Source organism: Alkalibacillus almallahensis, assembly GCF_011761495.1.
Lineage (GTDB): Bacteria > Bacillota > Bacilli > Bacillales > Alkalibacillaceae > Alkalibacillus > Alkalibacillus almallahensis.
In genome coordinates this window covers 1-25,206 of sequence record NZ_JAASRU010000008.1, presented here as the reverse complement: position 1 = coordinate 25,206, position 25,206 = coordinate 1, and the positions used below count along the sequence as shown (strand labels likewise).

The window sequence follows — 25,206 nt, the reverse complement described above, 5'->3', positions numbered from 1 at the left end:
GTTATCCTTTGCGATATTTAACAGCTGGCGAGTCACATGGTAAACAACTAACAACGATTATTGAAGGTTTACCTGCGCAATTACCTATCACTGCTGACGAACTAAATGACTCCTTAATTAGAAGACAAGGAGGTTATGGTCGTGGCAGACGTATGAAAATTGAGAAAGACTTAGTTTCCATCATGAGTGGTGTTAGACATGGTTACACAATAGGCTCGCCCGTAACATTAGCTTTAACTAATGATGACTTTAAAAATTGGCAGGATATTATGGGAGAAGATCCAGTTGACCCTAATATCCATATTAGACGTCAAGTTACTAAGCCGCGTCCAGGTCACGCCGATTTAAATGGGGGAATGAAGTATAATCATGATGATCTACGTAATGTGTTAGAACGTTCATCGGCAAGAGAAACTGCTGCACGTGTGGCGGCAGGTTCAATGGCCAAGAAATTACTATCAGAGCTAGGCATTACTGTAGCAGGTTATGTAAGACAAATTTATGACGTTCAGGCTGCTGACTTAGATTTAACCATTGAAGAAAAAATTGAGCGAGTTCGTCAGTCTGAAGTTAATACAATTGATCTCAACCAAGAAGAAGCAATGAAACGTGTGATTGATCAAGCAAAACAAGATGGAGACTCTATTGGTGGTGTTGTTGAGGTAACTGTAGATGGCTTACCACCAGGTTTAGGTTCCTATGTTCAATATGACCGAAAACTAGATGGTAAAATTGCAGCTGCCGTGATGAGTATTAATGCATTTAAAGGTGTGGAGTTCGGCATCGGTTTTTCAGCAGCTCATACACGCGGAAGTGAAACGCACGATGAAATAGCTTATGATGAGGATCAAGGCTATCATCGAAAAACGAATCGCTTAGGTGGTTTTGAAGGAGGCATGACAACAGGAATGCCGATCGTTGTAAAAGGGGTTATGAAGCCGATTCCTACCTTGTATAAACCACTTGAAAGTGTTGATATTCATTCTAAAGAACCGTTTAAAGCAAGTATTGAGCGCTCTGATAGCTGTGCGGTTCCAGCAGCTTCAGTTGTGATGGAACATGTCGTGGCATGGGAAGTTGCAGCAGCTATTGTAGAGCAATTCCCTTCTGATTATATGGAACAATTGAAAGCAGCTCTAACAGATTACCGTGAAAGGGTGCGAACGTTTGGATGAATAAATTAACGGTTCATGGAACCCGACCTTATCAAATAATCATCGATAAAGGTTTACGTCATTCGATTGAAGAATGGCTTAAGCCTTTTCAATTTAATCAAATAGCTATTGTGACAGATGAACAAGTGGCCCCATTGTATTTATTAGATCTTAAATCACAGTTGAGTCAATCTTATGATGTCTTCACCTATTTAATTCCTGAAGGTGAACAGTCCAAGAATATTAATCAATTCGAATCTATGATAACTTTTTTAAGTGAAAATTATTTTGATCGTCATTCAGCTATTATTGCTTTAGGTGGTGGCGTTACAGGTGATTTAGCAGGATTTGTTGCATCTTCGTATATGCGAGGTATTGGCTTTGTTCAAATGCCTACGACATTACTTGCGCATGATAGTAGTGTCGGCGGGAAGGTCGCTATTAATCATCATCATATAAAGAATATTATTGGTCATTTTTATTCACCAGACCTCGTGTTATATGATTATGAAATGTTAGATACGTTGAGTTCGCTTCAATTTCGCTCAGGATTTGCAGAAGTTGTGAAACATAGTTATCTAAAGCCTGACCCTTTATACAAGATGATCGCCGAAGTAGATGATTTTACGCAATTGACTAGTCATGAAGTTGAAAATATATTAACTCAGTCTATTCTTGTGAAAAAACAGATCATTGAACAAGATGAATATGAACAGGATATGAGGCAAGTTCTGAATCTTGGCCATACATTAGGTCACGCCATAGAATCGGTATATAGTGAATATAAAGTGACTCATGGTGAGGCTGTCATGATTGGGATATTATTCGACTTATATTTATCTGACCACGTGCATAAACGTAGTGATTTCTTCTTTCATGAAGAGCTTTTGCATTGGTTAACAACTCTAGGTTATTCATTAACTTTAACTGAATGGAAATATGATTCTTTGATTCAAGCTATGAAGCACGATAAAAAGAATCAAACGGGGAATATAACATGTATTTTATTAGAAAACATAGGTAAACCTTATGCTAAGACTTTCTCGATCAGTGAACTAAATAAATTATTAATAAATTTTGTCGAACAGCTTAATCAAAACAAACATGTAAAAATTCTGACATAAAGGGGGAAGCAGTATGAATAACGCTTATCATTTCCCTAACAGTGTTATTAATGGTCAACTTAAAGTGCCAGGTGACAAATCTATGAGTCATCGAGGGGTATTGTTAGCTGCAATGGCAAAAGGACAGAGTGTCATTAATGGGTTGTTAGATTCTGAGGATTGCAAAAGGACGATTGAAGCATGCCAAGCTTTGGGTGTAGATATACAAACAGTGGGTGAACAAACATTTATTGAGAGTTCTGGTATTAGCTCGTGGCATCCTCCCAAGCAACCTATTAATTTAGGAAACTCTGGAACAACGGCAAGATTGTTATCGGGGGTTTTAGCAGCCTTTCAACATCCAGTTAAACTGACGGGTGATGAATCACTAAAACAGCGGCCGATGAAACGCGTTATTGACCCTTTATCCACTATGGGTGCCCGATTTACATTTGATGGGGAACCTGATCGTTTGCCATTTATTATACAAGGATCAGCATTAAATTCGATATCTTATGAGCTACCAATCCCTAGTGCACAAGTAAAATCGGCTATTCTTTTAGCAGGGATGTCCACAAATGGAAAAACAATGGTTACAGAGCCGATTAAAACGCGTGATCATACGGAAAAGATGGTAAAAGCTTTTGGTGGAACCATTGATGAAGACCATACGATTCGTTCTGTAGAAGGTAAGCAGTTTCTTAAAGGGGCTCACCTTACCATTCCTGGTGACCCTTCATCTGCAGCTTTTTGGATAGCAGCAACAGTTATAACACCAAATAGTGAATTGAAACTTGAAGCTTTAAGCTTGAATGAAACACGGATTGGATTTATTCGTGTCTTGCAGCGAATGGGTGCATCTATTGATGTGACTGTTAAAGACTACGTGGGATTAGAACCTGTTGGAGATGTTTATGTTCAGTCATCGACATTAACCCCTACTTCATTGTCGCAAGATGAAATTCCTTCCCTTATTGATGAAGTACCCTTATTAGCACTTGTTGCAACACAGACAGAAGGAACCATGACTTTAGAACATATAGATGAATTAAGATACAAAGAGACAGATCGAATTCACGCAACTGTTGAAATGCTAAATTCTCTTGGTGCTAACTTAAAGGCGGAAGAAGAATCAATAAAAATTGAAGGAAAAAGTAACCTCATTGGAGGCCATGTTACTTCTTACAATGATCATCGAATGGCAATGTTAGCAGTCATAGCGTCTTTTATTAGCAACAACCCAGTTATTATTGATAATATTGATTGTATCAACATATCTTATCCAACTTTTTTCCAAAATTTGAATGATATTTTGCAGGATTATGTACGAGATGAATAGAAAGGTGTATATATTATGGAAACAATTAGTGAAGCTCTAGAATTAAAAAATGAAGGTAAAATTAGCGAAGCTGTTCAATTATTAAAAAATTATATCGCTGAAGCGGATGATGCTGAACGACTTGATATTGCCCAGTTATTACAGGAATGGGGATTATTGAACGATGCTAAAGAAGTATATGAAGATATGCTTGTTCTATATCCAGACGATCATTATGTAAAATTACTATTAGCCGAAATCTATACAGACTTAGGGGAAGATGATCGAGTCATTGACTTATTAGAGGATATCGATGAAGAAGCAGAAGCGTATATTCCTGCATTAGTACAATTAGCGGATTTATATCAATCACAAGGTTTATACGAAGTTGCTGAAAAGAAGCTGAATGAAGCTAAGGCTGTTGATCCAGAGGAACCAATTATTGATTTAGCATTAGGTGAACTAGCCTTTTCTAATGGTGAATACCAGAAATCAATTCCATATTATGAAAAGGTCGAAAAATATGATGGAGAAATTAGCGTTGTTAATATTAAAGAACGATTAGCTGAATCATTATCGTCAGTAGGTAATTGGGAACAAGCTCTTCACTATTATGAACAAATTGAACTTGAAACACCAGACCAGTTATTCAAGTATGGTTATACAGCGTATCAATTGGATCGCTATGATATTTGCACAAGAGTTTGGAATCAGTTGATTGATTTAGATCCAGAATATACAAGTGTATATCCTATGTTAGCTCAAGCTTTATATGAAGAAGGAGCAGTACAAGAGGCATTTGATACAACTGTTCAAGGTATTCAAAAAGATGAACATAATAATGAGTTATATTTATTAGCAGCACAGTTTGCCCTGAAGTTACAAAAGACCGATGATGCTGTCCAATATCTTCAGGAGTCATTAGCCATTGATCCAGCTTATGAAGATGGAGCAGAGATGTTACTTCATATTTACTTCGAAAATGATGAGTATATGAAGGCTAAAGAATTAGTGGACGAGCTAATGAGCTACGAAGGTTACCCAGTTGTATTAAATTGGCGCTCAGCACAAATTTATAATGAACTAGAGGAATTTGATCAAGCGAAAAATATGTACAAGCAGGCGGCAATATCATATGCGGATGATCCTGATTTCCTTAAAGAATATGGTCTATTCTTAATGGAAGAAGGCGAAACTGAACTTGCATTAAAACAACTGACGAAATATTTAACAATTATACCTGATGACGAAGAAATTAGAGAGTTTGTGGAACGAATCCAAGATGAATGAGGTGTTTGAATGCATGTCTCACCAATTCAAAAAAAAGTTTTTCTAAATTGGTTTCTAAATCAGTATGAGTTACCTAAACGTGAAATCGTTTGGTTGTTTGATTATATTTTAAAACGTGATGAATTATTAAATCATATTCATTTTGTCTATGAGGCACATCTATGTCCTAGGGGCATGGTTGTATCAGTTGAATCACAAGACAAGAGGCCTTTTCGGTATTATAAAGAGCATGTGGTTACATCTGAAGTGGAAAAAGCGTTTCATGATATTCGGATGAATCATCAAGAAGATCTCTATATCGAGTTGAATTTCCCAGATGTTAGACAGTCAACAGCTTATAGTGATGTCTTATCAAATAATCCATATCTTCCAGATGATTATTATTTAGAAGAAAGTGATTATCAAATGGTTGATTCACTTCTACAATTTGTTACTGATGAACACTATATGACACAATTGAAATTGAAAATAGATGAGTCATTAGACAACGGTGATGATGAGGCATTTTATTTTTACAGTTGGTTATTAAACCAGCGTAACCAAATGAGTGAATAGGGGATGACAATTTTGAAATGGACATATAATGATATCCAACAATTTATCCAGGCAAAAGATTATATTGATACGGCTATAATACCGCTTGTACCTTTTTCATATGAAACCGATGAAGAATTGAAGAAGTATACATTCCAATCTGAGGCTATGTATATTCTAATGTCTCAGATTGAAAAACATTTTAAAGGACGAGTGTTATTATTACCTGTATATCATTACATGAAACAAAACACACTAGAATTAGAAGTTGAGCGATTAAAAGCCAATGTTGGTGAATTAACCCAACAACAACCATTCAAACACGTCATGCTATTCACCTTTGATAATAAATGGAGAAAGCACTATAGTGAATTGAATGGTGAACTCATTTGGTTACCAGCACCAACAGAAAATGACTTGAACCAAATAGAAACACAACAAATGATTCAATCACATGCAAATGAATTGAAAACGTTGATCAAAGATCAATGGTAATAGAAATCTTTATGACAATATTGTAAAGAAATTGTGACATTTTTCGATTCTTGAACGAGTTTTTATTGACCGAAATGGTGGGATACGCTATTATGATATTGTCCTAATAAATATGTAAAATACCCTGAACGTTGAATAGATTGGATAGGGGGGAAAGACATGAGCGAAAAGAAAAATAACCAAGTTTCCAGAAGACAGTTCTTAAACTACACGCTAACTGGTGTTGGTGGTTTTATGGGAGCTGCAATGGTTTCACCAATGGTTGGTATGGCTGTAGACCCACTTTTGCAAGCAGAAGGTTCAAGTGACTTTCAGTATGTTATGGATGTTAGTGAAATAACACAACAACCACAACGTAAATCTTTTACAGTACCACAAGAAGATGGTTGGTATGAATCTGAGAGTGAGCAAACTGCATGGGTTTATCGCACTGAAAACGATGAGATATTAGCGTTATCACCTGTTTGTACACACTTGGGTTGTACAGTTGATTGGGAAGGCGGAGATTATGATAATGAATTCTTCTGTCCTTGTCACAATGGTCGTTATGATCGAATGGGTGTTAATATTGCGGATACTCCGCCGACTGCACCACTACCAGCTTATGAATATCGCGTAGAAGAAGGTAAGCTTTACTTAGGTAAGGCTTAACCGAGAGGAGGGGCGTAATAGATGCTTCAAAAATTATATGATTGGGTTGACGAACGACTCGATATTACGCCGATTTGGCGCGATATCGCAGACCATGAAGTTCCTGAGCATGTTAACCCGGCTCACCACTTTTCAGCATTCGTATATTGTTTTGGTGGACTAACCTTTTTCGTTACGGTTATCCAGGTGCTGTCAGGAATGTTCTTAACGATGTATTATGTGCCAGATATTGAAAATGCTTTCGCTTCGGTTGAGTATCTTCAATCACAAGTTGCACATGGACAAATTGTTAGAGGTATGCACCACTGGGGCGCGAGTGTAGTAATCGTCATGATTTTCTTACATACCTTGCGTGTTTTCTTCCAAGGTGCTTATAAAAAGCCACGTGAATTGAATTGGGTTGTAGGTGTTCTATTATTCTTTGTTATGTTTGGGCTAGGTTTTACTGGTTACTTATTACCATGGGATAATAAAGCATTCTTCGCAACGCAAGTTGGTCTTGAAATTGCTGAAAGTGTACCAGTAATTGGTACAGATATTAAAACGCTTTTAGCTGGTGATCCAGAAATTGTTGGGGCTCAAACCTTAACAAGATTCTTTGCGATTCACGTATTCTTTTTACCAGCAGCATTATTTGGCTTGATGGCAGCTCACTTCATTATGATCCGTCGTCAAGGTATTTCAGGTCCATTATAAGCTAAAACGTCTGAAAAGGAGGGAAAACTGTGCATAAAGGTAAAGGAATGAAGTTTGTCGGGGACTCACGTGTCCAAGACAAAAGTCAACGTAATACGATCCCTAAAGATTATTCTGAATATCCTGGTCGTACGGAAGCGTTCTGGCCGAACTTCTTGTTAAAAGAATGGCTTGTTGGTGCGGTTTTCTTAATCGGCTTTCTATGTCTAGTGGCTGTTGCACCATCACCTTTGGAACAACAAGCTGACCCAAACAATTCAGCTTATATTCCACTTCCTGACTGGTATTTCTTATTCTTATATGAATTATTAAAGTTTGAATTTGCATCAGCTAATTATGTTGTAATTGGTACAGTTGGTATTCCAGGCCTAGCATTTGGTGCCCTATTATTAGCGCCATTTTTAGACCGTGGTCCTGGCCGACGCCCGTCTCAGCGACCAATCGCTAATGGCATGATGTTAATGGGTGTTATTGCAACTGTTTGGCTCACATACGTATCAGTAACAGCTGTTGACTGGGAGCAGCGTGAGCAATATTCAATTGCCAATGCTACTGAGCATGAAGTCGATACAGAACATCCTGGTTATGAAGCATACTCTAATAATTGTATGAGTTGTCACGGTGAAAATATGGGTGGTAATGCAGGAATGGGACCATCCTTACTAGAATCACAAATGAACGTCGATGCTGTTAAAGATATAGCCCGTAATGGTATAGGAGATATGCCGGCTAATCAATTTGAAGGTTCTGATGAAGAACTTGAAAAGCTTGCGAATTTCATTGTTGATAACCGACCATCATCAGGTGGAGAAGGTGAAGGCAATGGAGAAGGTAGCGGCGAAGGAAGTAGTGAAGGCGAAAATAGTGATTCAGAATCGTAATGTTACAAGAGCTGACTTAACATAAAGTCAGCTCTTTATTTTTCATAGTTTACTTAGATAGGAGTCACTTTATGAAATATTTGCTCTTAGACCGAAGATTGCTATTATTTTTATTGATCGTTAACTTTTTCGGAACAATTTATGGTTATATTTGGTATGAACCACAATTAGAGATTACATCAACGGTCTTTATCCCTTTTGTTCCTGATAGTCCGACAGCTTCATTATTTTTCGTTATTGTTTTAGCTGGATTTTTAATTGGTCGTCACTTTAGCTATATAGAAGCTTTAGCGATGGTCACGTTATTTAAGTATGGTGTATGGGCCGTGATCATGAATATTCTAACCTATTTTAATGGTCAAGAAGTTGGGATCATGTCTCTGATGCTCATCGTTTCACACGGCGCTATGGCTATTCAAGCGCTATTATTTGCACCTTTTTACAAGATAGAGTGGCGTCACTTAATGGTTGCTGCTATATGGACGTTACATAATGACATCATTGATTATGTTTATGGTCAAATGCCGATGTATTCTACACTGACTGAATATGAGCAACATATTGGATACTTCACCTTTTGGTTAAGTATATTATCGATTACACTTGTATATTTACTTTGTATCAAACGAACACAGACCCCTAATCTGACATAAATATAAATTAACTGATTAAAAGGGGAACGTCAGATTATGGTCATTTATGAATGGATGATGTATAACTGGTATTCTACATTTAGCTCATTGATGGTATCGACGCAAGAATTAATTCAGATGATTGTGGTTATTACATGCATTGTATTATTGACTTTATTATATGTTGGTGCAAGGTTATACCAGTCAAATCAAAATAAAAATCAACTCAATCTATATGGAACTACCAACACGCAAAAGACAGAATATAAAAATCCTCCGAACGATTAATGGTTTTAAACGTTCGGAGGATTTTTTTAATCAATTGGTTTTTTATTTTCATCTAATGTAAACCCTTCGCCATGCACATCATGAACTGAGGAAATGGAAACAAAGGCGTGAGGGTCAACTTCTTGGGCAATGGATTTTAATTTAACGATTTCATTTCTTCCTACAACACAATACAATACGAGCCTCTGCTCATTAGAATAGTAACCTGTTGCATGTAGTAAGGTGACACCGCGGTCCATTTTAGTTGTGATTTCTTGTGCAAGTTGGTCACTGTGATTAGTAATAATAGTAGCACCTCGTGCAGCATAGGCTCCTTCTTGAATAAAGTCGATAATTCTAGCTCCTACAAATACTGCTACTAATGTGTACATACCCTCAACTTCATCTAAATAAAAAATAACAGAAGAGATAATAACAATTGCATCAAATAAAAACATCGTTCGTCCCATACTCCAACCTATGTATCGATTAACCAATCGAGCAATAATATCGACTCCACCAGTAGTTCCACCGAAACGAAAGATGATGCCTAAACCGACTCCGATAAAGGTACCCGCAAATAACGCAGCCAAAGTCATATCTTCTTGTAATGCAAATGCAGGATAAGCTTGAAAGATCCATAAATATATAGACACAGCGAAAGTTCCAATCACTGTATAAATAAAGGTTTGACGTCCTAACAATCTTAAACCGATTAGAAATACGGGGATATTTAATACAATATTCATGACTCCTGGGTCCCATGAGAATAGAAAATATAATAATAATGTGATCCCAGTGAATCCACCCTCAGTTAAATTGTTCTGCATATTAAAATTAACGATCCCAAAGGAGAATATCGCCGAACCAACTAAGATAAACAGTATATTTTTCAATTTAACTCCTTGCACAATTATAACCCCCTCTATGCCTTTAAAATTTGACACGCATTCATTATAGTTAATTTTCTACAAATAAACAATTCTATAAACGGTACTCAGTCTGAAAATTGGTATAAATCATTTGTCAAAACATGAATTGTTAGCTAACATTATGTTAGATTATAAAGAAGGTGTGTGCTAAAAATGAGTCATTCAAATACAACACAAGAGATGCAAGCTAGAGTACATAAGTTTATTAGCCAATTTGAAGAAGGGTATTTTTCGCCACTTACCATGATGGCAAGACTGACAGAGGAACTCGGTGAATTATCACGAGAAGTCAATCATGTTTATGGAGAAAAACCAAAAAAATCTTCTGAGGCTGAAAAAGCATTAGAGGAAGAGTTGGGAGACCTTCTATTTGTCATCATGACGTTTGCTAATTCGCTAGACATTGATATAAATGACGCATTTGAACAAAGTATGTCAAAAATCGAAACACGTGACCAAAATCGTTGGACAAAAAAAGGAGAATAAATCATGACTAATACAATCAATCTTATGTTAGCTGGACCACGCGGAAAAATGGGAAGTGAAGCATTGAAATTAGTAGAAAGAACAGATCATTTTCAATTAGTTGCCTGTCTTGACCGAAAACATGACGGCATGAATATTAACGATATTGACGGACTGCCTAATTTAGATGCTCCGATTTATACAGATGCTAATCAAGCGTTTGATGAGGTGAATGCTGATGTATTAATTGACTTAACCAATCCAGAAGTAGGATATGAACATACACGGTTAGCTTTATTACATCGTGTGCGTCCTGTGGTAGGTACATCAGGTTTTACAACCGAACAATTAAATGAAATTAAACAGTTAAGCCAAGATTACCAAACAGGTGTTGTGATTGCACCTAATTTCGCAATGGGCGCTGTATTAATGATGCGATTTTCACAAATGGCTGCAAAATATTTTCCTAATGTTGAAATCATTGAAAAACACCATGATCAAAAATTAGACGCCCCATCTGGTACAGCCGTTAAAACGGCTCAAATGATTGAAGAAGCACGAGAATCACAAACACAAGGTCACCCAGACGAAAAAGAAACGATGTCAGGTGCACGTGGTGCTGATTATGATGGATTTAAGATTCACAGTGTTCGCTTACCAGGATATGTGGCTGAACAAGAAGTTACATTTGGTCAAGCTGGACAGACTCTTAAAGTCACACACTCTTCTACTGACCGTTATTCATTTATGAGTGGCGTCCATTTTGCAGTTGAACAAGTCATTGAGCAAGATGAGTATGTTTATGGTTTAGAAAATTTAATGGAATAGAGGGTGAGGAAGATTGAATATCGCTCTAATAGCGCATGATAAGAAAAAACAAAACTTATTAAACTTTGTTACGGCATATGAACCTATTTTTAAAGAGCATTCTTTGTTTGCTACAGGAACAACAGGGCAACGAATCATTGATGAAGTGGGTCTAGATGTTTATCGTTTGCAATCAGGTCCATTAGGTGGCGATCAGCAAATTGGGGCAAAGATTGCAACCAACGATTTAGATTTAATTATCTTCTTCCGCGATCCTTTAACAGCTCAACCACATGAACCCGATGTAACAGCTTTATTACGTTTGTGCGATGTGTATCAAATCCCAGTTGCAACAAACGCAGCAACAGCAGAAATTATTGTTAGAGGCTTATCAAATGGATGGTTAGACTGGCGTACGCTTCAAGATTCGGTAGGGGAATACCATGACTAGGCGTATCGGTATTGTCTGTTACCCAACGATTGGTGGTTCTGGTGTTGTCGCTACAGAATTGGGAATTTATTTGGCTGAACAAGGTTATGAAGTTCATTTTATATCGACGACGATGCCATTTCGCTTGAAACGGTTATATCCAAATATCTATTTTCATGAAGTAGAAGTAGCTAATTATCCAGTGTTTAAGCATCCACCTTATGATCTATCATTAGCCAACAAAATAGCTGAAGTAGCTGATCGTGAAGAATTAGATATCATTCATGCTCATTATGCTGTACCTCATGCGATCTGTGCACTATTTGCTAAACAGATGATGACGCGTGACGTGAAGATTGTGACCACATTACATGGAACAGATATTACGGTATTAGGAATTGATGATAGCTTGCAGAATATGATTCGTTTTGCAATTGAACAGTCTGATGCAGTAACAGCTGTTTCTAATAGTTTGAAGCAACAGACAGAAGAAGCTTTTCAAACGAAAGCCAATATACAAGTTATTCATAATTTTATAGACCTAGGAGATCGCTTGTCTCAAACAAATGACAATCTTAAAGAAGAATTAAATATTCCAGAACATGAAAAAGTCATCATTCATATTTCTAACTTTCGAAAAGTCAAGCGAGTAGAACAAGTCATTGAAGCCTATTATCATATAAGAGAACAAGTGCCATCTAAGCTATTATTAGTTGGTGATGGTCCTGAATATAGTCGAGTTCGTCAAAAGGTCGTTGATTATAACTTAGATCAAGATGTTATTTTTCTCGGTCGACAAGATAATATCCAAGATTTAATTAAAGTTAGTGATTTGAAAATACTGTTATCCGAAAAAGAAAGTTTTGGTTTAGTGCTGCTTGAAGCTATGAGTCAAGGTGTTCCTTGTATTGGAACGGATATTGGTGGTATTCCTGAAGTCATAGAAGACGGCAAGAATGGCTATCTCTGTCAATTAGGTGACCTAGAATGCGTGGCGACCAATGCCATAGCACTACTACAAAATGACGCTTTATGGGAAGCGCAATCTATACATGCCCAACAAACAGTAGAAAACCATTTTCAAACAAAACATATCGTTAAACAGTATGAAGAACTTTATGATCACGTTTTAAATAAGGAATGACATGATATGATTACTCAAGCGTTTATTAATGCCAAGCCCATTATTGATACATTTGAAAAGCACGGTTATGAGGCTTATTTTGTCGGTGGAGCTGTACGCGACTATTTATTAGGTGAACCGATTGGTGATATTGATATTGCCACGAATGCGACACCAACTGAAACCATGTCCTTATTCGAAAAAACGGTGCCTGTAGGGGTTGAACATGGAACAGTTTTAGTATTGCATGGAAATGATGGATATGAAGTGACAACTTATCGAGTTGAAAGTGACTACTCGGATTTTCGTAGACCTGAAGCCGTGACATTTGTTCGGAGTTTAGTTGAAGATTTAGCACGTCGAGATTTTACAATTAATGCGATCGCTATGCATCCATCAGAACAACTCATTGATCCTTACCATGGACAAGTTGACTTACATAATCAATTGATCAACACAGTGGGTCATGCAGAGGAGCGTTTTAGTGAAGATGCACTTCGGATGATGCGGGCGGTTCGATTTTGTAGTCAATTAAATTTTACGGTGACTGAAGCAGTCAAACAAGCTATTAAATCGCAGCACCATTTACTTCAAAATATTGCAGCTGAACGCATTCAAGTAGAATGGTTTAAATTATTTGCTGGCAAAAATGTAAAACAAGGTTTAGAGATTTTGCTCGAGACGAATATGGTTGAATCGTTACCATTATTAAAAGAAGATCATAACGTTATTCAGCGTTTAAGTGATCATGTCGAATCTTCAATTGAACATCATGAAGTTGTATTAGCTTTGTCATCTTTACTATCAGATTCTTGGACGTTATCAGATTGGGTGAAAGCTTACCGTTGTTCCAATCAGCAGAAGCGCGAAGCAAATGAGCTTATTGAAGCCTTTAAGAGCTACCAAACAAACGGCCTGACGAATCAGTTATTATATCAATTAGGACGGAGTCGATTTCCGCAATTCATACAGTTACTTCAACAATTCGACTTTTATGAAGGGGCATTAGAGGATTTTGAATCTATGTACAGTCAATTGCCCATTCATTCAAGAAAAGATATAGCTATAGAGGGCAATCAATTATTGAATTTACGACCAGATAAACGAAAGGGTCCGTGGATTGGTGATTATTTACAATTAATTGAAGGAATGATTTTGAGTGGAGAACTATCAAATCAATACGAGGCAATTGAGAGACAGGTGAAACAATGGAAGGAACAAGAAAAAGACTAATTGAACTACTTTATAATCAAACAGGTGATTATATATCAGGTCAAGAGCTGTCTAGACAGCTTGATATATCACGCTCAGCTATTTGGAAGCATATGAACGAGCTGAAGAAAGCTGGCTATCAAATTGAAGCTGTTACCAATCGAGGGTACAGAATTGTCAGTGTTCCCAATGAAATGTCTGAAGCATCGTTAAGATGGGGCCTAGATACGACTTGGTATGGCAATGAGATTAATTACTTACCATCCGTAACATCAACACAATATCATGCTCATGATCTTGCTCGAGAAGGATGTGAGCATGGGACAGTAGTGATTGCTGGTGAACAAACAGCTGGTAAAGGTCGCTTGAAACGATATTGGGATTCACCTGCTGGTCTAGGTTTATGGTTTAGTGTTGTCTTGCGCCCTACGGAATTGACACCTAAAGCCGCGACTCAATTAACATTAGTTGCAGCTGTAGCTTATGCTAAAGCGCTCAAGAAATGGTCCATACCTGTTGAGATTAAATGGCCGAATGATTTATATATTGGTAACCAAAAGTTAGCCGGAATCTTAACAGAAATGCAAGCCGAACAAGATGAAATTGATTATATTATCTTAGGAACAGGGATTAATGTTAATCATACAAGCGAAGACTTTCATCCATCAGTTCAACCTACAGCGACTTCACTTAAGCAATTTTTAAATGAAACTGTTGATTTAAATACTCTCTTCAGAGAACTGGCCTCAAGTTTTGAAAGAGAATATGATCACTTCCTAGCTCATGGTTTTCAATCGATTAAGGAAGACTGGGAACAACTAGGGTATAGAATTGGTGAATGGTTAATCATTCGAACGAATACTGAATGGTCTGGGAAGCTAATTAGCTTGAATGATGATGGAGCTTTAATTGTTGAAGACGTATTAGGTGAACATCATATATTGTATTCAGCAGAAATTCTGTGGCGCTCATAAACCTTATTAGGAGGCGATTTGATGACGATCAAACGCATGTTAGTAGATAAAGTCGATAACCAGGAACCAATTGCAATGGTAACAGCATATGATTACCCTTCAGCTCAAATGTGTGAATCAGCTCATTCAGATATTATTTTAGTCGGCGATTCCTTAGGTATGGTTGTATTAGGTTATTCTTCTACAATTAAAGTGACCATTGAGGATATGATTCATCATGGGAAAGCTGTAAAAAGAGGAGCTCCTGATACCTATACAGTGGTCGACATGCCTTTTATGTCGTTTAATGTGTCAGAACGGGATGCAATCATGAACGCTAAAGAATTATTTCAATCAATTGAGCCTGATGCGTTAAAAATTGAAGGTGGAGCGGATGTGGCACCAACAGTTGAACGAATCACGAAGGCTGGAATTCCTATTGTTGGCCATGTTGGTTTAACACCCCAAAATGTCAACGTCTTGGGTGGTTACCGAGTGCAAGGACGTACTGAGGCGGAAGCCAAACAACTTGTTGAAGATGCTAAAGCATTAGAAGAAGCAGGGGCTATTGCTGTAGTCTTAGAATGTGTACCCGCTAGACTGGCTGCAAAACTAACAGAAGAATTGTCTATACCAACAATAGGAATAGGTGCAGGCGTTGAGTGTGACGGGCAAGTGCTTGTTTATCATGACTTACTAGAATACGGTGTATCACGATTACCCAAATTCGTTCAAAGCTACGCTAATTTTAATAAAGATGGAACGACTGCTATTAGTCATTATGTTGAAGATGTTAAAAATAAGTTCTTTCCAACTGAACAACACACCTTCCAAATAAAAGATGAGGTATTAAAAGGGGTGTATGGGGGCAAATGAAAACAATCAAGACGATCCAAGCTATGCGAGACGTAGCAACTGATTGTTATGATCACGGTCAGACGATTGGTTTTGTACCAACTATGGGATATTTACACGATGGCCATTTAGCATTGGTTCAAGAAGCTAGAGAACAAAATGATATTGTTGTCGTTAGTGTCTTTGTGAATCCATTACAGTTCAACCAATCTGCGGATTTAAATCATTATCCTAGAGATTTTGAACGTGATGAAAGTTTACTAAAAGCTGAAGCAGTTGATTATATATTTTATCCGAATGTTGAGGAAATGTATCCTAAAGAGTTATCCACTCAACTCACTTTAGCGAAACGTGGCGATGTACTCTGCGGTGCGACAAGACCTGGTCATTTTGAGGGGGTATTGGTCGTCCTAACGAAATTATTTAATATCATTTCACCTCATCGTGTTTATTTTGGACTAAAGGATGCTCAGCAAGTTGCTGTGGTTGATGGACTGATCGAAGATTTTAACTTCTCTACAGAACTAGTTCCAGTTCCAACGACAAGAGAATCTGATGGACTAGCTTTAAGTAGTCGAAATGTTCGATTAACTGAGAATGAACGGTTAGAGGCGCCAATTATTTATCAAGCATTACAAGCTGGACAATCTTTAATCAAGAATAATCAAGATTGGAAGCGAGACGATGTTCTGCGTTTGGTAAATGATGATCTTCAAGCGATTCAAGGTACAATTGATTACATTGACTGTTTGACTTATCCTGGATTATCAAGTGACATTCAAGCAGAACATGATATAATTATAGCGGTTGCGGTTCAGTATCAAAATGCAAGATTGATCGATAATGTTATCTTGAAGCCTAATGGAAAGTTTAAATATGGAGGCGAAATGAATGCAACGGAGAATGCTAAATAGTAAGATTCATTGTGCAACAGTTACAGAGGCAAATTTAAATTATGTGGGAAGTATTACAATTGATAAGAAAATTTTAGAAGAAGTCAATATTCTACCACACGAACAAGTACATATCGTTAACAATAATAATGGTGAACGTTTTGAAACATATGTAATTGCAGGAGAAGCTAATAGTGGTGTCATTTGTTTAAATGGGGCGGCGGCTAGACGCGTTCAACAAGGTGATATCGTGATTATTATGTCTTATGTGACCCTATCAGAAAATGAATTATCCCATCATCATCCTAAAATAGCATTTATGGATGAAAATAACGCCGTTCAGGAAACTGTAACGAAAGAATCGCCAATGACACTATTGTAACTCCCTTATTGAACAAAAGGGGGGTTCTTTTTGGTCTTGAACGATCTGAAGCGGCAAAGAAAGGTGAGCGAATGTGGTAGAACGTTATATCATTGTTGATTTAGAAACAACAGGCCATGCTGTAAGTAAAGGCGCAGAGATTATCGAAATTGGAATTGTTATTTTTGAAGGAAAAGAGATTGTTGATGAATTTAAGTCTAAAGTAAAACCCAAAGACAATGTACCATCCTTCATTTCACATCTAACTGGTATTACTAATGAGGATCTAGTTGATGCACCAACTTTTGAAAATCTAGCTCCAAAACTGCATAAAATGTTACAAAATGGCTATTTTGTTGCGCACCATGTTCCTTTCGATTTCGCCTTTCTTAATGAATCATTTGAACAAGTTGGGATGGAGCCATTAACTTGCCATACTATTGATACGGTTGAATTGGCAAGGTTATGTTTTCCGAAAGCTCCAAGTTACAAATTATCGGAAATAGTTGATTATTTAGGGATTGAACATTATTCGCCTCACCGAGCGTTATCAGATGCTTATGTGACTGGACAATTATGGTTAAATATACGAGAAAAATTAGAAACATTACCTTATCAAACTTTACAGCAACTAAAGCCTTTTATTCCATCATTGCATAGTCAGATAGAATCTTGGTTTGATAACTTATTGGAAGAACGACGCTACAATTACAAATCCAAATCTTTTAATGACTATTCAATTTATAATCAAGAACAGGAAAAAAAGATAATAAACTCGAATTTTAATGACTGGTTAGAGGCTAAAGAAAGAACCTTATCCTATGAGTTAAGAGACCAACAGAGAGAGATGGCTAAGACCATCTATTCACATGTTCATGAAGCGTCTCATTTGGTTGCTGAAGCGGGTTCAGGATTAGGAAAAACGCGTTCCTATTTACTACCAAGTATTTATAATGGTCTAAGTGGATACAAAACCTTGATTTCAACAAGCACGATCCAATTACAACAACAAATTGTCCATGAAGCCAATTTAATGAATCAACAACTCGGATCACCATTAAAAACGGTTTTGTTAAAAAGCCCGAGACATTATATTCATATTAAACGTTTTCAAACCTATCTAGATCATTTTGAAGATTACTCTAATTATGATGCGGTTTTAACTGCGTCGATGCTAATTGTATGGTTAACCGAAACTCAAACAGGCGATGTTGATGAATTAAATCTTCCAACTAACGGACAGCAAATATGGCATTATATTAATTGTGAAAACCCTCACACATCAAAAGAAGGTTCTTATTTCCATGATGCTTTGAGAAATTGTGAACAGGCTGAATTAATTATAGTTAACCATGCTTTTTTAATTCGTGATGCGATCCAAAATCAACAGATTCCTGAACATGATTCAATTATTATTGATGAAGCTCATCAATTAGAGAATACGACACGTCATCAATTAGCAAGACAATTAAATTACGTTCATATTGTTCATTTATTACAAGATTTACAACCAATCTTGCCTTTCGATCTAATCGAACAAGCTAGACAGAGTGCAGATACATTCTTTAGAGCAATCTATCTTGCTGTTGATTTCTTACATGAAGATGACATGTTGACGGATACTGGAAAAGCTCAGCTGATCTTAGATGAATCGAATGAGATGCTATTAACTGAAGGTGATATTAAAGAACAGTTTCATCATTTATCAGCCATTCTTGGCCAAATTATCGATTTTACAAATCAACATGCTCTTCAAAAGGATTGGTATCAACTGTTAATACATGAAGCAATTCAACAAATCACACGGTTTAAACAAACACTTAAACAATTTTTTGAAAGTGCTGAAAGTCATATAAAGTGGGTTGAAACCAATCAATATGGAGCTAAGAATGCTGCAACACTTCACATTGAACCCGTTTCAGTGAGTGAAACACTTCAATCGTTGTTGTTCAATAAACAGCCAGTTGTATTAACAAGTTCGACATTACAGATTAATCATGATTTTAAACCGTTTTTAGTACAAACTGGTTTATCTGAGCAAACAGCATGTGTTGAATTTAGTGCACCCTTTGACTATCAAGAACAAGTAAGAGTGCTAACTCCTAATCATTTACCAGATGTCACTAAAACAGATTTAACAACTTATACATCTGGCGTATCTGATTTTATCATTCAATACATGGATACTATTCAGCAAAAAATGCTGATTTTATTTACGTCATTTGATATGTTGCGATTAGTTTATAAGCAACTCAAACGATCTAAAACATTAGAGCATGTCACAGTAATTGGTCAAGGTGTTACCACTGGTAGTAGAGAAAAGCTAAAGAAAATGTTTGAAACAACAGATCATATCATATTACTTGGTACTCACTCGTTTTGGGAAGGCTTCGATGTTAATGATCAATCTTGTAAGACAGTTTGTATGGTTAGACTTCCGTTTGAGACACCGTCTAGTCCGATTATGCAAGCTAAACAAAAATCCCTTTCCGATCAAAATACAAACACGTTTTATCAACTAGCATTGCCTATTGCGGTACAACGTTTTCGTCAAGCTTTTGGACGTATGATTAGAAATGAACAAGATCGAGGAGTGTTTCTCGTGCTTGATCAACGAATTTATACAAAACGTTATGGTCAAACATTTTTAAATGGATTACCACATGTCGAATCGATTCATGCAACGCCTGAACAAGTGATTAATGATGCAAAAATATGGCTAACATAAACGCTAACACTTTGTAACAACCTAAGCGTTAGATTACATAACGGTTAGGTGTTGATCATTAATGAAAATGACTTCGATAATTATGGCTTTGTTGCTTATGCTACCAACGGGTGTGTCCGACAGTGAAAAAAGTGAGTGGGTGTTTACTTCAACTGGGGCTGGCGATACTGTGTTGTTACAAACAGAAGAAACATTGGCTTTAATTAATACAGGGGTTCCTCAAGAATTTGAAGAGTTAAATGAATCAATTGAGCTTACAAATCATGATACGATCAAGAGTATTGTGATGACCTCTGCAGAAGCAAACAGTTGTGATAATTTAACTCAGTTAATTAACAAATATGAAGTTCAATATGTATATATGGTTCCGACTTTTGATGATAATTGTTTAGATGAAACTGAAAATGTAGACGACATTACATTGCAACAAGAATCAACTTTCACTTTAAGTCGACGTTTATATATACAATATCGAACGTTGGAACATGATCAAGGAAATGTGTTTATTTCAAATGGTGCTACTTCTATGTATTGGTATGAGTCATCAGACGATTACGACATTACACATGCAGACGTGGCTTATTTCCCTTCATATTTGGAAAAAGAAGATGTTGATTTGAAGACGTTATATAAAATTGAACCTGAGGTTGCTATTATTAATGAAAACAATGATATTCAACCCAATTCATCTATTTATCAACATCTTCAAGAGCTTTGGGTTGATACGTATCTTTTATCAGATGAATTAGCAATCCATGTATTAAATGAAGATCGAGATTTTTCGGTGAAATTAGAAAAGTTACAACAAAAATGATATATAATTTTTTTGTATATGGTTCCCTCATGCAGGTGAAAACTTGTTATAATATAAAGCATGTATGGGATGAATTGTATGTAGGAGCTGAGAATGTGTCATTAAAAGAATGGTTCCAACAGAAATGGGTATTGCTCTCTTTATCCATCATAATGACTGTATTAATAGTGTTTATTGTCGTTTCATCTTTTTTATATTATGATATTCAAGGTGGGCAAGGAGAGCAACAACAAACTTATATAGACATCGCGTTAGAGACTGCCCCAATCGAGCAAGTAGAAACGGATTACGTTTATCGCGGAGATGAAACCTATACGGTAGTGTTAGGACAATCTGAAGAAGAATCTTTGTATGTTTTTGTACCACAAAGAGATTCACTTGACCCTGAAGATATTTCTTGGATTTCAGCTAATGATGTGATGGCAAAAGAAGAAATCCGCAATAAATGGCAACAATCTTGCTCTAATTGTGAATTGTTAAGTATCACGCCTGGCATGATGAACGGCCGTTATATTTGGGAATTTATTTATGAGGAAAATGACAGTATGGTCTTCAGAACTTATACGTTTGAAGAAGGAGACGTGTACGATTCAATATCTTTTAGTCAAAACTAAGATAGGAGCGATACATATGGAATTAGCCGATCGAGTTCAATCATTAACACCATCTAGTACTTTGGCCATTACATCCAAAGCTAAAGCACTAAAAGCAGAAGGTCATGATGTCGTAGGATTAGGAGCAGGTGAACCTGATTTTAATACACCATCATATATTTTAGATGCTGCTAAGCAAGCAATGGATGAGGGAAAAACGAATTATACACCAGCTGGTGGTTTACCAGAACTAAAACAGGCAATCAGTGATAAGTTCAAACGCGATCAAAACTTATCATATGACTTAGACCAAGTTATTGTTACTACTGGTGCTAAGCACGCTTTATATGCATTATTTCAAGTGTTATTGAATCGTGGTGACGAAGTGGTAGTACCAAGTCCTTATTGGGTGAGTTATCCAGAACAAATTAAGTTGGCGGAGGGTCAGCCTGTATTTGTAGCAACGAAGGAATCTAATCAATTTAAAATGACACCTGAACAATTAGAAGAGGCTGTCACAGAGTATACTAAAGCTGTGATTATTAACTCACCTAGTAATCCGACTGGTGTGCTTTATTCTGAAGATGAATTAAAAGCACTAGGTGAAGTTGCTTTAAAGCACAATCTTTTAATTGTATCTGATGAAATTTATGAAAAACTGATTTACGGTGGTAAAGAACATGTATCGATGGCTCAATTGTCAGATCAATTGAAAGATCAAACGGTTGTCATTAATGGAGTAAGTAAATCGCACGCAATGACTGGTTGGCGTATAGGCTATGCTGCTGGGAATAAACAAATTATTCAGGCAATGTCTAATTTAGCATCACATGCTACTTCGAACCCGACTTCAATTGCACAATATGCAGCGATAGCGGCTTATACACACCATGAAGAAGAGGTTAAGCAAATGAACCAAGCCTTTGAAGAACGGCTTGAGACATTGTATAATTGGTTATTGGACATCCCTAAGTTAACATGTGTTAAACCTGATGGAGCGTTCTATCTATTCCCTAATGTTCGACAAATCGTAGATGATTCACCTTTCGATTCTGTTGATGAATGGGTTAAACAATTACTTGAAGAAGAGAAACTGGCGATTGTTCCAGGGTCAGGTTTCGGGGCTGAAGATAATGTACGGTTATCATATGCAACATCTTTAGACGATTTAGAAGAAGCAACGAAACGATTAAAACGTTTTGTTGAGAAGTATAGTTAGGAGGCAACAAACGTGAAAACAACAATAGCAAATGTACACAAGCACTTAAATGAAACAGTCACAATTGGAGCGTGGCTACATAATAAACGTTCAAGTGGCAAGATCTCATTTTTACAACTACGTGATGGCTCAGGATTTATCCAGGGTGTTGTTGCAAAGGCAGCAGTATCTGAAGAAGAGTTTGAGCTTTCAAAAGAAATATCACAAGAATCATCTCTATATGTAACAGGTACAGTTGTAGAAGATAGTCGCAGTCCGCTTGGTTATGAATTACAGGTGACGGGTCTTGAACTTATTCAAGAAGCTGTTGATTACCCAATCACACCGAAAGAACATGGTACAGAATTCTTAATGGATCATCGTCATTTATGGTTACGTAGTAAGAAGCAACACGCAATCATGAAAGTCCGTAATGAAATCATTCGATCAACTTATGAATTCTTTAATAATGAAGGGTTTGTTAAAATTGATCCGCCAATTTTAACAGGGGCATCAGCTGAAGGAACGACTGAATTATTCCATACCAAATACTTTGATGAAGACGCTTATCTCTCACAAAGTGGTCAATTATATATGGAAGCAGCGGCTATGGCCTTAGGACGCGTCTTTTCATTTGGACCGACATTCCGAGCTGAAAAATCTAAAACACGTCGTCATCTAATTGAATTCTGGATGATTGAGCCGGAAATGGCATTTATGGACCACGAAGAAAGCTTACAGATGCAAGAAGAGTACGTCGCATTTGTCGTTCAATCCGTCTTAAAGAATTGCCAAGTTGAATTAGATACATTAGAACGTGACAAATCACAACTTGAAAAGATCACAGCGCCATTTCCACGCATCAAGTATGCAGATGCAATTCAACTATTAAAAGATCAAGGATTTGATGATATTGATGATGGGGATGATTTCGGTGCACCACATGAAACAGCTATTGCTGAATCATTTGATAAACCTGTCTTTATCACTCACTTTCCATTAGACATCAAAGCCTTTTATATGAAACCAGATCCTGAAGATCCTGATTATGCATTATGTGCTGATTTAATTGCACCAGAAGGATATGGTGAGATTATTGGTGGTTCTGAGCGTATTGATGACTATGAATTAATGGCTCAACGTTATAAAGAGCATGATTTAGAAGGACCAGCTTATCAGTGGTATTTACAATTACGTCAATATGGTTCTGTTCCACATTCCGGTTTCGGCTTAGGCTTAGAAAGAACGGTAGCTTGGATTACAGGTATAGAACATATTCGTGAAACAATACCATTTCCACGTTTATTAAATCGTTTATACCCATAGGAAATAGATGACTCATTCAGTGGGTCATCTTTTCTATTCTTATTATGGAGGGAGTGGATAAAATGGAAGTACCGTTTTCTTATCAGAAATTATTAGCTGATCAACTTAGCATTCCATCTCAGTTGCTAGTTGATTACAAATCATTATCATTAAACGAAACTGACGTGATTGTCATTATGCAAATCATTCATATTCAACAAACTGGTACGCTATTGCCTACATTTGATCAAATCGCCCAGCGTATGACGATTAATGCGAATGAAGTAGCTAATGTTCTAAAAAAACTACGCAATCAATCTCTTTTAAATATTGAACATGTTAAAGATGAAGACGGCCAAGAACAAGAATGGTATTCATTATCCCCCTTATTTTCCAACTTATATGAACAAGGAGAACCCTCATCGAGAGAGGAAGAGGGGAAACTATTTCAATTATTTGAACAAGAATTTTCCCGTACATTATCACCAATTGAAATCGATACGATAAGTCATTGGTTAGATGATGATCAGTTTAAACCCGCCTTGATTAAAGCCGCTTTGAGAGAAGCTGTTTTAATGGGGAAATTAAACTTTCGTTATATTGACCGTATTTTAAATGAATGGAAGAAAAAAGGGATTAAGTCAGCACAAGATGCTAAACAAGAATCACCGCAACAAAATCGTCAGGCACCGAAAGAAAAAAGAGATACTTCTGTTTACTATAATTGGTTAGAAGAGTAGGGGAGGAGAGAACTGGTGTTAACCAAAAAAGACATTCGATATGTATTAGATACATTGCAAGACATGTATCCAGATGCTGATTGTGAATTAGATCATGAGAATGAGTTAGAGTTGCTAATTGCTGTTGTCCTATCAGCTCAAGCTACTGATGCTTTAGTTAATAAAGTAACGCCCGGTTTATTCGCTAAGTATAAGACACCAGAAGACTATATTAATGTCTCACTTGAACAATTACAACATGATATTAAACGAATTGGCTTATATCGAAATAAAGCAAAAAATATCCGAAAACTATGTACTGATTTAATTGAAAAACATGATGGTGAAGTTCCAAATAGTTATGAAGCGCTTATTAACTTAGCAGGGGTAGGACGCAAAACAGCCAACGTTGTAATGTCTGTTGCATTTGGTATGCCAGCCATTGCTGTCGACACCCATGTTGAGCGCGTGTCTAAACGCTTAGGTCTATGCAGGTGGAAAGATTCTGTATTAGAAGTGGAGAAGACATTGATGCGAAAAATACCAGAAGAGGAATGGAGTGCGACCCATCATCGCATGATCTTTTTTGGGCGCTATCATTGCCAGGCTAAAACACCTCATTGTCCAGAGTGTCCGCTGTTATCCGTTTGTCGAGAAGGTCAAAAAAGAATGAAAAAACAGGATGTCTAAGTTTAGACATCCTCAGGCTGTCGAGAAAGTCTCGGCAGCCTGATTTTTTTGCATAAACTTTAACAATTCACCGCGTTAATTTGATATAATAGAAGTATAATAACAAA

The 25,206-nt window shown here is 36.8% G+C and carries 27 protein-coding genes; 26 read left to right on the top strand and 1 reads right to left on the bottom strand.

The genetic code is table 11. The features are described 5' to 3' along the window. Positions 1 to 8 precede the first annotated feature (8 nt). The 10 genes from aroC (at position 9) to lhaT (ending at position 8,775) form a co-directional block, all read left to right on the top strand. A complete protein-coding gene (gene aroC, locus FHR85_RS08255; RefSeq protein ID WP_167262408.1) occupies positions 9 to 1,175 on the top strand; it encodes a chorismate synthase in 1,167 nt (388 codons plus the stop codon). Beyond that, complete coding sequence (gene aroB, locus FHR85_RS08250) at positions 1,172 to 2,278, top strand: 3-dehydroquinate synthase (RefSeq protein WP_167262407.1); 1,107 nt, start codon at positions 1,172 to 1,174, stop codon at positions 2,276 to 2,278. The genes aroC and aroB overlap by 4 nt, the downstream gene beginning before the upstream one ends. Positions 2,279 to 2,291: 13 nt before the next feature. Further along, on the top strand, positions 2,292 to 3,596 hold the full coding sequence (gene aroA, locus FHR85_RS08245) for a 3-phosphoshikimate 1-carboxyvinyltransferase (protein ID WP_167262406.1): 1,305 nt from the start codon (positions 2,292 to 2,294) through the stop codon (positions 3,594 to 3,596). 15 nt (positions 3,597 to 3,611) lie between these two features. Beyond that, positions 3,612 to 4,865 (top strand): tetratricopeptide repeat protein, encoded by a 1,254-nt coding sequence (locus FHR85_RS08240; protein ID WP_167262405.1) that lies wholly within the window; start codon positions 3,612 to 3,614, stop codon positions 4,863 to 4,865. Between the two features lie 9 nt (positions 4,866 to 4,874). Continuing rightward, complete coding sequence (locus tag FHR85_RS08235; RefSeq protein WP_167262404.1) at positions 4,875 to 5,420, top strand: ReoY family proteolytic degradation factor; 546 nt, start codon at positions 4,875 to 4,877, stop codon at positions 5,418 to 5,420. 12 nt (positions 5,421 to 5,432) lie between these two features. Next, the gene (locus FHR85_RS08230) at positions 5,433 to 5,894 is read left to right on the top strand and encodes a DUF2487 family protein (RefSeq protein WP_167262403.1); all 462 of its coding nucleotides are present in this window, start codon (positions 5,433 to 5,435) and stop codon (positions 5,892 to 5,894) included. A 159-nt stretch (positions 5,895 to 6,053) separates the two neighbouring features. Beyond that, positions 6,054 to 6,545 carry a Rieske (2Fe-2S) protein gene (locus tag FHR85_RS08225; protein ID WP_167262402.1) on the top strand — a complete coding sequence of 164 codons (492 nt, stop codon included), beginning with the start codon at positions 6,054 to 6,056 and terminating at the stop codon, positions 6,543 to 6,545. Positions 6,546 to 6,566: 21 nt separating this feature from the next. Next, positions 6,567 to 7,241, top strand: a complete 675-nt coding sequence (qcrB, locus tag FHR85_RS08220; protein ID WP_167262401.1) for a menaquinol-cytochrome c reductase cytochrome b subunit — start codon at positions 6,567 to 6,569, stop codon at positions 7,239 to 7,241. 29 nt (positions 7,242 to 7,270) lie between these two features. Continuing rightward, positions 7,271 to 8,122: a c-type cytochrome gene (locus FHR85_RS08215; RefSeq protein ID WP_167262400.1), complete on the top strand. Its 852-nt coding sequence runs from the start codon at positions 7,271 to 7,273 to the stop codon at positions 8,120 to 8,122. Between the two features lie 71 nt (positions 8,123 to 8,193). After that, entirely contained in the window at positions 8,194 to 8,775 is a 582-nt protein-coding gene (lhaT, locus tag FHR85_RS08210; RefSeq protein ID WP_167262399.1) for a lipoprotein heptaprenylglyceryl N-acetyltransferase LhaT, read from the top strand. 293 nt (positions 8,776 to 9,068) lie between these two features. On the opposite strand, the gene FHR85_RS08205 is transcribed toward lhaT, so the two are convergent. After that, on the bottom strand, positions 9,069 to 9,935 hold the full coding sequence (locus FHR85_RS08205; protein WP_341770951.1) for a YitT family protein: 867 nt from the start codon (positions 9,933 to 9,935) through the stop codon (positions 9,069 to 9,071). A 171-nt stretch (positions 9,936 to 10,106) separates the two neighbouring features. On the opposite strand from FHR85_RS08205, the gene FHR85_RS08200 reads away from it, so the two are divergent. From FHR85_RS08200 to nth, 16 genes are all read left to right on the top strand, one after another. Further along, on the top strand, positions 10,107 to 10,439 hold the full coding sequence (locus tag FHR85_RS08200) for a nucleotide pyrophosphohydrolase (protein WP_167262397.1): 333 nt from the start codon (positions 10,107 to 10,109) through the stop codon (positions 10,437 to 10,439). A 3-nt stretch (positions 10,440 to 10,442) separates the two neighbouring features. Then, positions 10,443 to 11,246, top strand: a complete 804-nt coding sequence (gene dapB / locus FHR85_RS08195; RefSeq protein WP_167262396.1) for a 4-hydroxy-tetrahydrodipicolinate reductase — start codon at positions 10,443 to 10,445, stop codon at positions 11,244 to 11,246. A 13-nt stretch (positions 11,247 to 11,259) separates the two neighbouring features. Continuing rightward, positions 11,260 to 11,676: a methylglyoxal synthase gene (gene mgsA / locus FHR85_RS08190; protein ID WP_167262395.1), complete on the top strand. Its 417-nt coding sequence runs from the start codon at positions 11,260 to 11,262 to the stop codon at positions 11,674 to 11,676. Continuing rightward, the gene (gene bshA, locus FHR85_RS08185) at positions 11,669 to 12,799 is read left to right on the top strand and encodes an N-acetyl-alpha-D-glucosaminyl L-malate synthase BshA (RefSeq protein ID WP_167262394.1); all 1,131 of its coding nucleotides are present in this window, start codon (positions 11,669 to 11,671) and stop codon (positions 12,797 to 12,799) included. Before mgsA ends, bshA begins: the two co-directional genes overlap by 8 nt. Before the next feature lie 6 nt (positions 12,800 to 12,805). Beyond that, entirely contained in the window at positions 12,806 to 14,011 is a 1,206-nt protein-coding gene (locus FHR85_RS08180; protein WP_167262393.1) for a CCA tRNA nucleotidyltransferase, read from the top strand. Continuing rightward, complete coding sequence (locus FHR85_RS08175; protein WP_167262392.1) at positions 13,987 to 14,964, top strand: biotin--[acetyl-CoA-carboxylase] ligase; 978 nt, start codon at positions 13,987 to 13,989, stop codon at positions 14,962 to 14,964. The genes FHR85_RS08180 and FHR85_RS08175 overlap by 25 nt, the downstream gene beginning before the upstream one ends. A gap of 21 nt (positions 14,965 to 14,985) precedes the next feature. Continuing rightward, positions 14,986 to 15,819 carry a 3-methyl-2-oxobutanoate hydroxymethyltransferase gene (gene panB, locus FHR85_RS08170; protein ID WP_167262391.1) on the top strand — a complete coding sequence of 278 codons (834 nt, stop codon included), beginning with the start codon at positions 14,986 to 14,988 and terminating at the stop codon, positions 15,817 to 15,819. After that, entirely contained in the window at positions 15,816 to 16,712 is an 897-nt protein-coding gene (gene panC, locus FHR85_RS08165; protein ID WP_167262390.1) for a pantoate--beta-alanine ligase, read from the top strand. The genes panB and panC overlap by 4 nt, the downstream gene beginning before the upstream one ends. Continuing rightward, on the top strand, positions 16,690 to 17,073 hold the full coding sequence (gene panD / locus FHR85_RS08160) for an aspartate 1-decarboxylase (protein WP_167262389.1): 384 nt from the start codon (positions 16,690 to 16,692) through the stop codon (positions 17,071 to 17,073). Before panC ends, panD begins: the two co-directional genes overlap by 23 nt. A gap of 73 nt (positions 17,074 to 17,146) precedes the next feature. Next, a complete protein-coding gene (locus FHR85_RS08155) occupies positions 17,147 to 19,780 on the top strand; it encodes a helicase C-terminal domain-containing protein (protein WP_167262388.1) in 2,634 nt (877 codons plus the stop codon). A gap of 61 nt (positions 19,781 to 19,841) precedes the next feature. Continuing rightward, positions 19,842 to 20,594 carry a hypothetical protein gene (locus tag FHR85_RS08150; RefSeq protein WP_167262387.1) on the top strand — a complete coding sequence of 251 codons (753 nt, stop codon included), beginning with the start codon at positions 19,842 to 19,844 and terminating at the stop codon, positions 20,592 to 20,594. 95 nt (positions 20,595 to 20,689) lie between these two features. Beyond that, a complete protein-coding gene (locus tag FHR85_RS08145) occupies positions 20,690 to 21,208 on the top strand; it encodes a cell wall elongation regulator TseB-like domain-containing protein (protein WP_167262386.1) in 519 nt (172 codons plus the stop codon). 16 nt (positions 21,209 to 21,224) lie between these two features. Beyond that, complete coding sequence (locus tag FHR85_RS08140; RefSeq protein WP_167262385.1) at positions 21,225 to 22,406, top strand: pyridoxal phosphate-dependent aminotransferase; 1,182 nt, start codon at positions 21,225 to 21,227, stop codon at positions 22,404 to 22,406. A 12-nt stretch (positions 22,407 to 22,418) separates the two neighbouring features. Then, a complete protein-coding gene (asnS, locus tag FHR85_RS08135) occupies positions 22,419 to 23,711 on the top strand; it encodes an asparagine--tRNA ligase (RefSeq protein ID WP_167262384.1) in 1,293 nt (430 codons plus the stop codon). 62 nt (positions 23,712 to 23,773) lie between these two features. Next, on the top strand, positions 23,774 to 24,430 hold the full coding sequence (locus tag FHR85_RS08130) for a DnaD domain-containing protein (protein ID WP_167262383.1): 657 nt from the start codon (positions 23,774 to 23,776) through the stop codon (positions 24,428 to 24,430). Positions 24,431 to 24,445: 15 nt separating this feature from the next. Next, entirely contained in the window at positions 24,446 to 25,099 is a 654-nt protein-coding gene (gene nth, locus FHR85_RS08125; RefSeq protein WP_167262382.1) for an endonuclease III, read from the top strand. Positions 25,100 to 25,206: the final 107 nt, after the last annotated feature.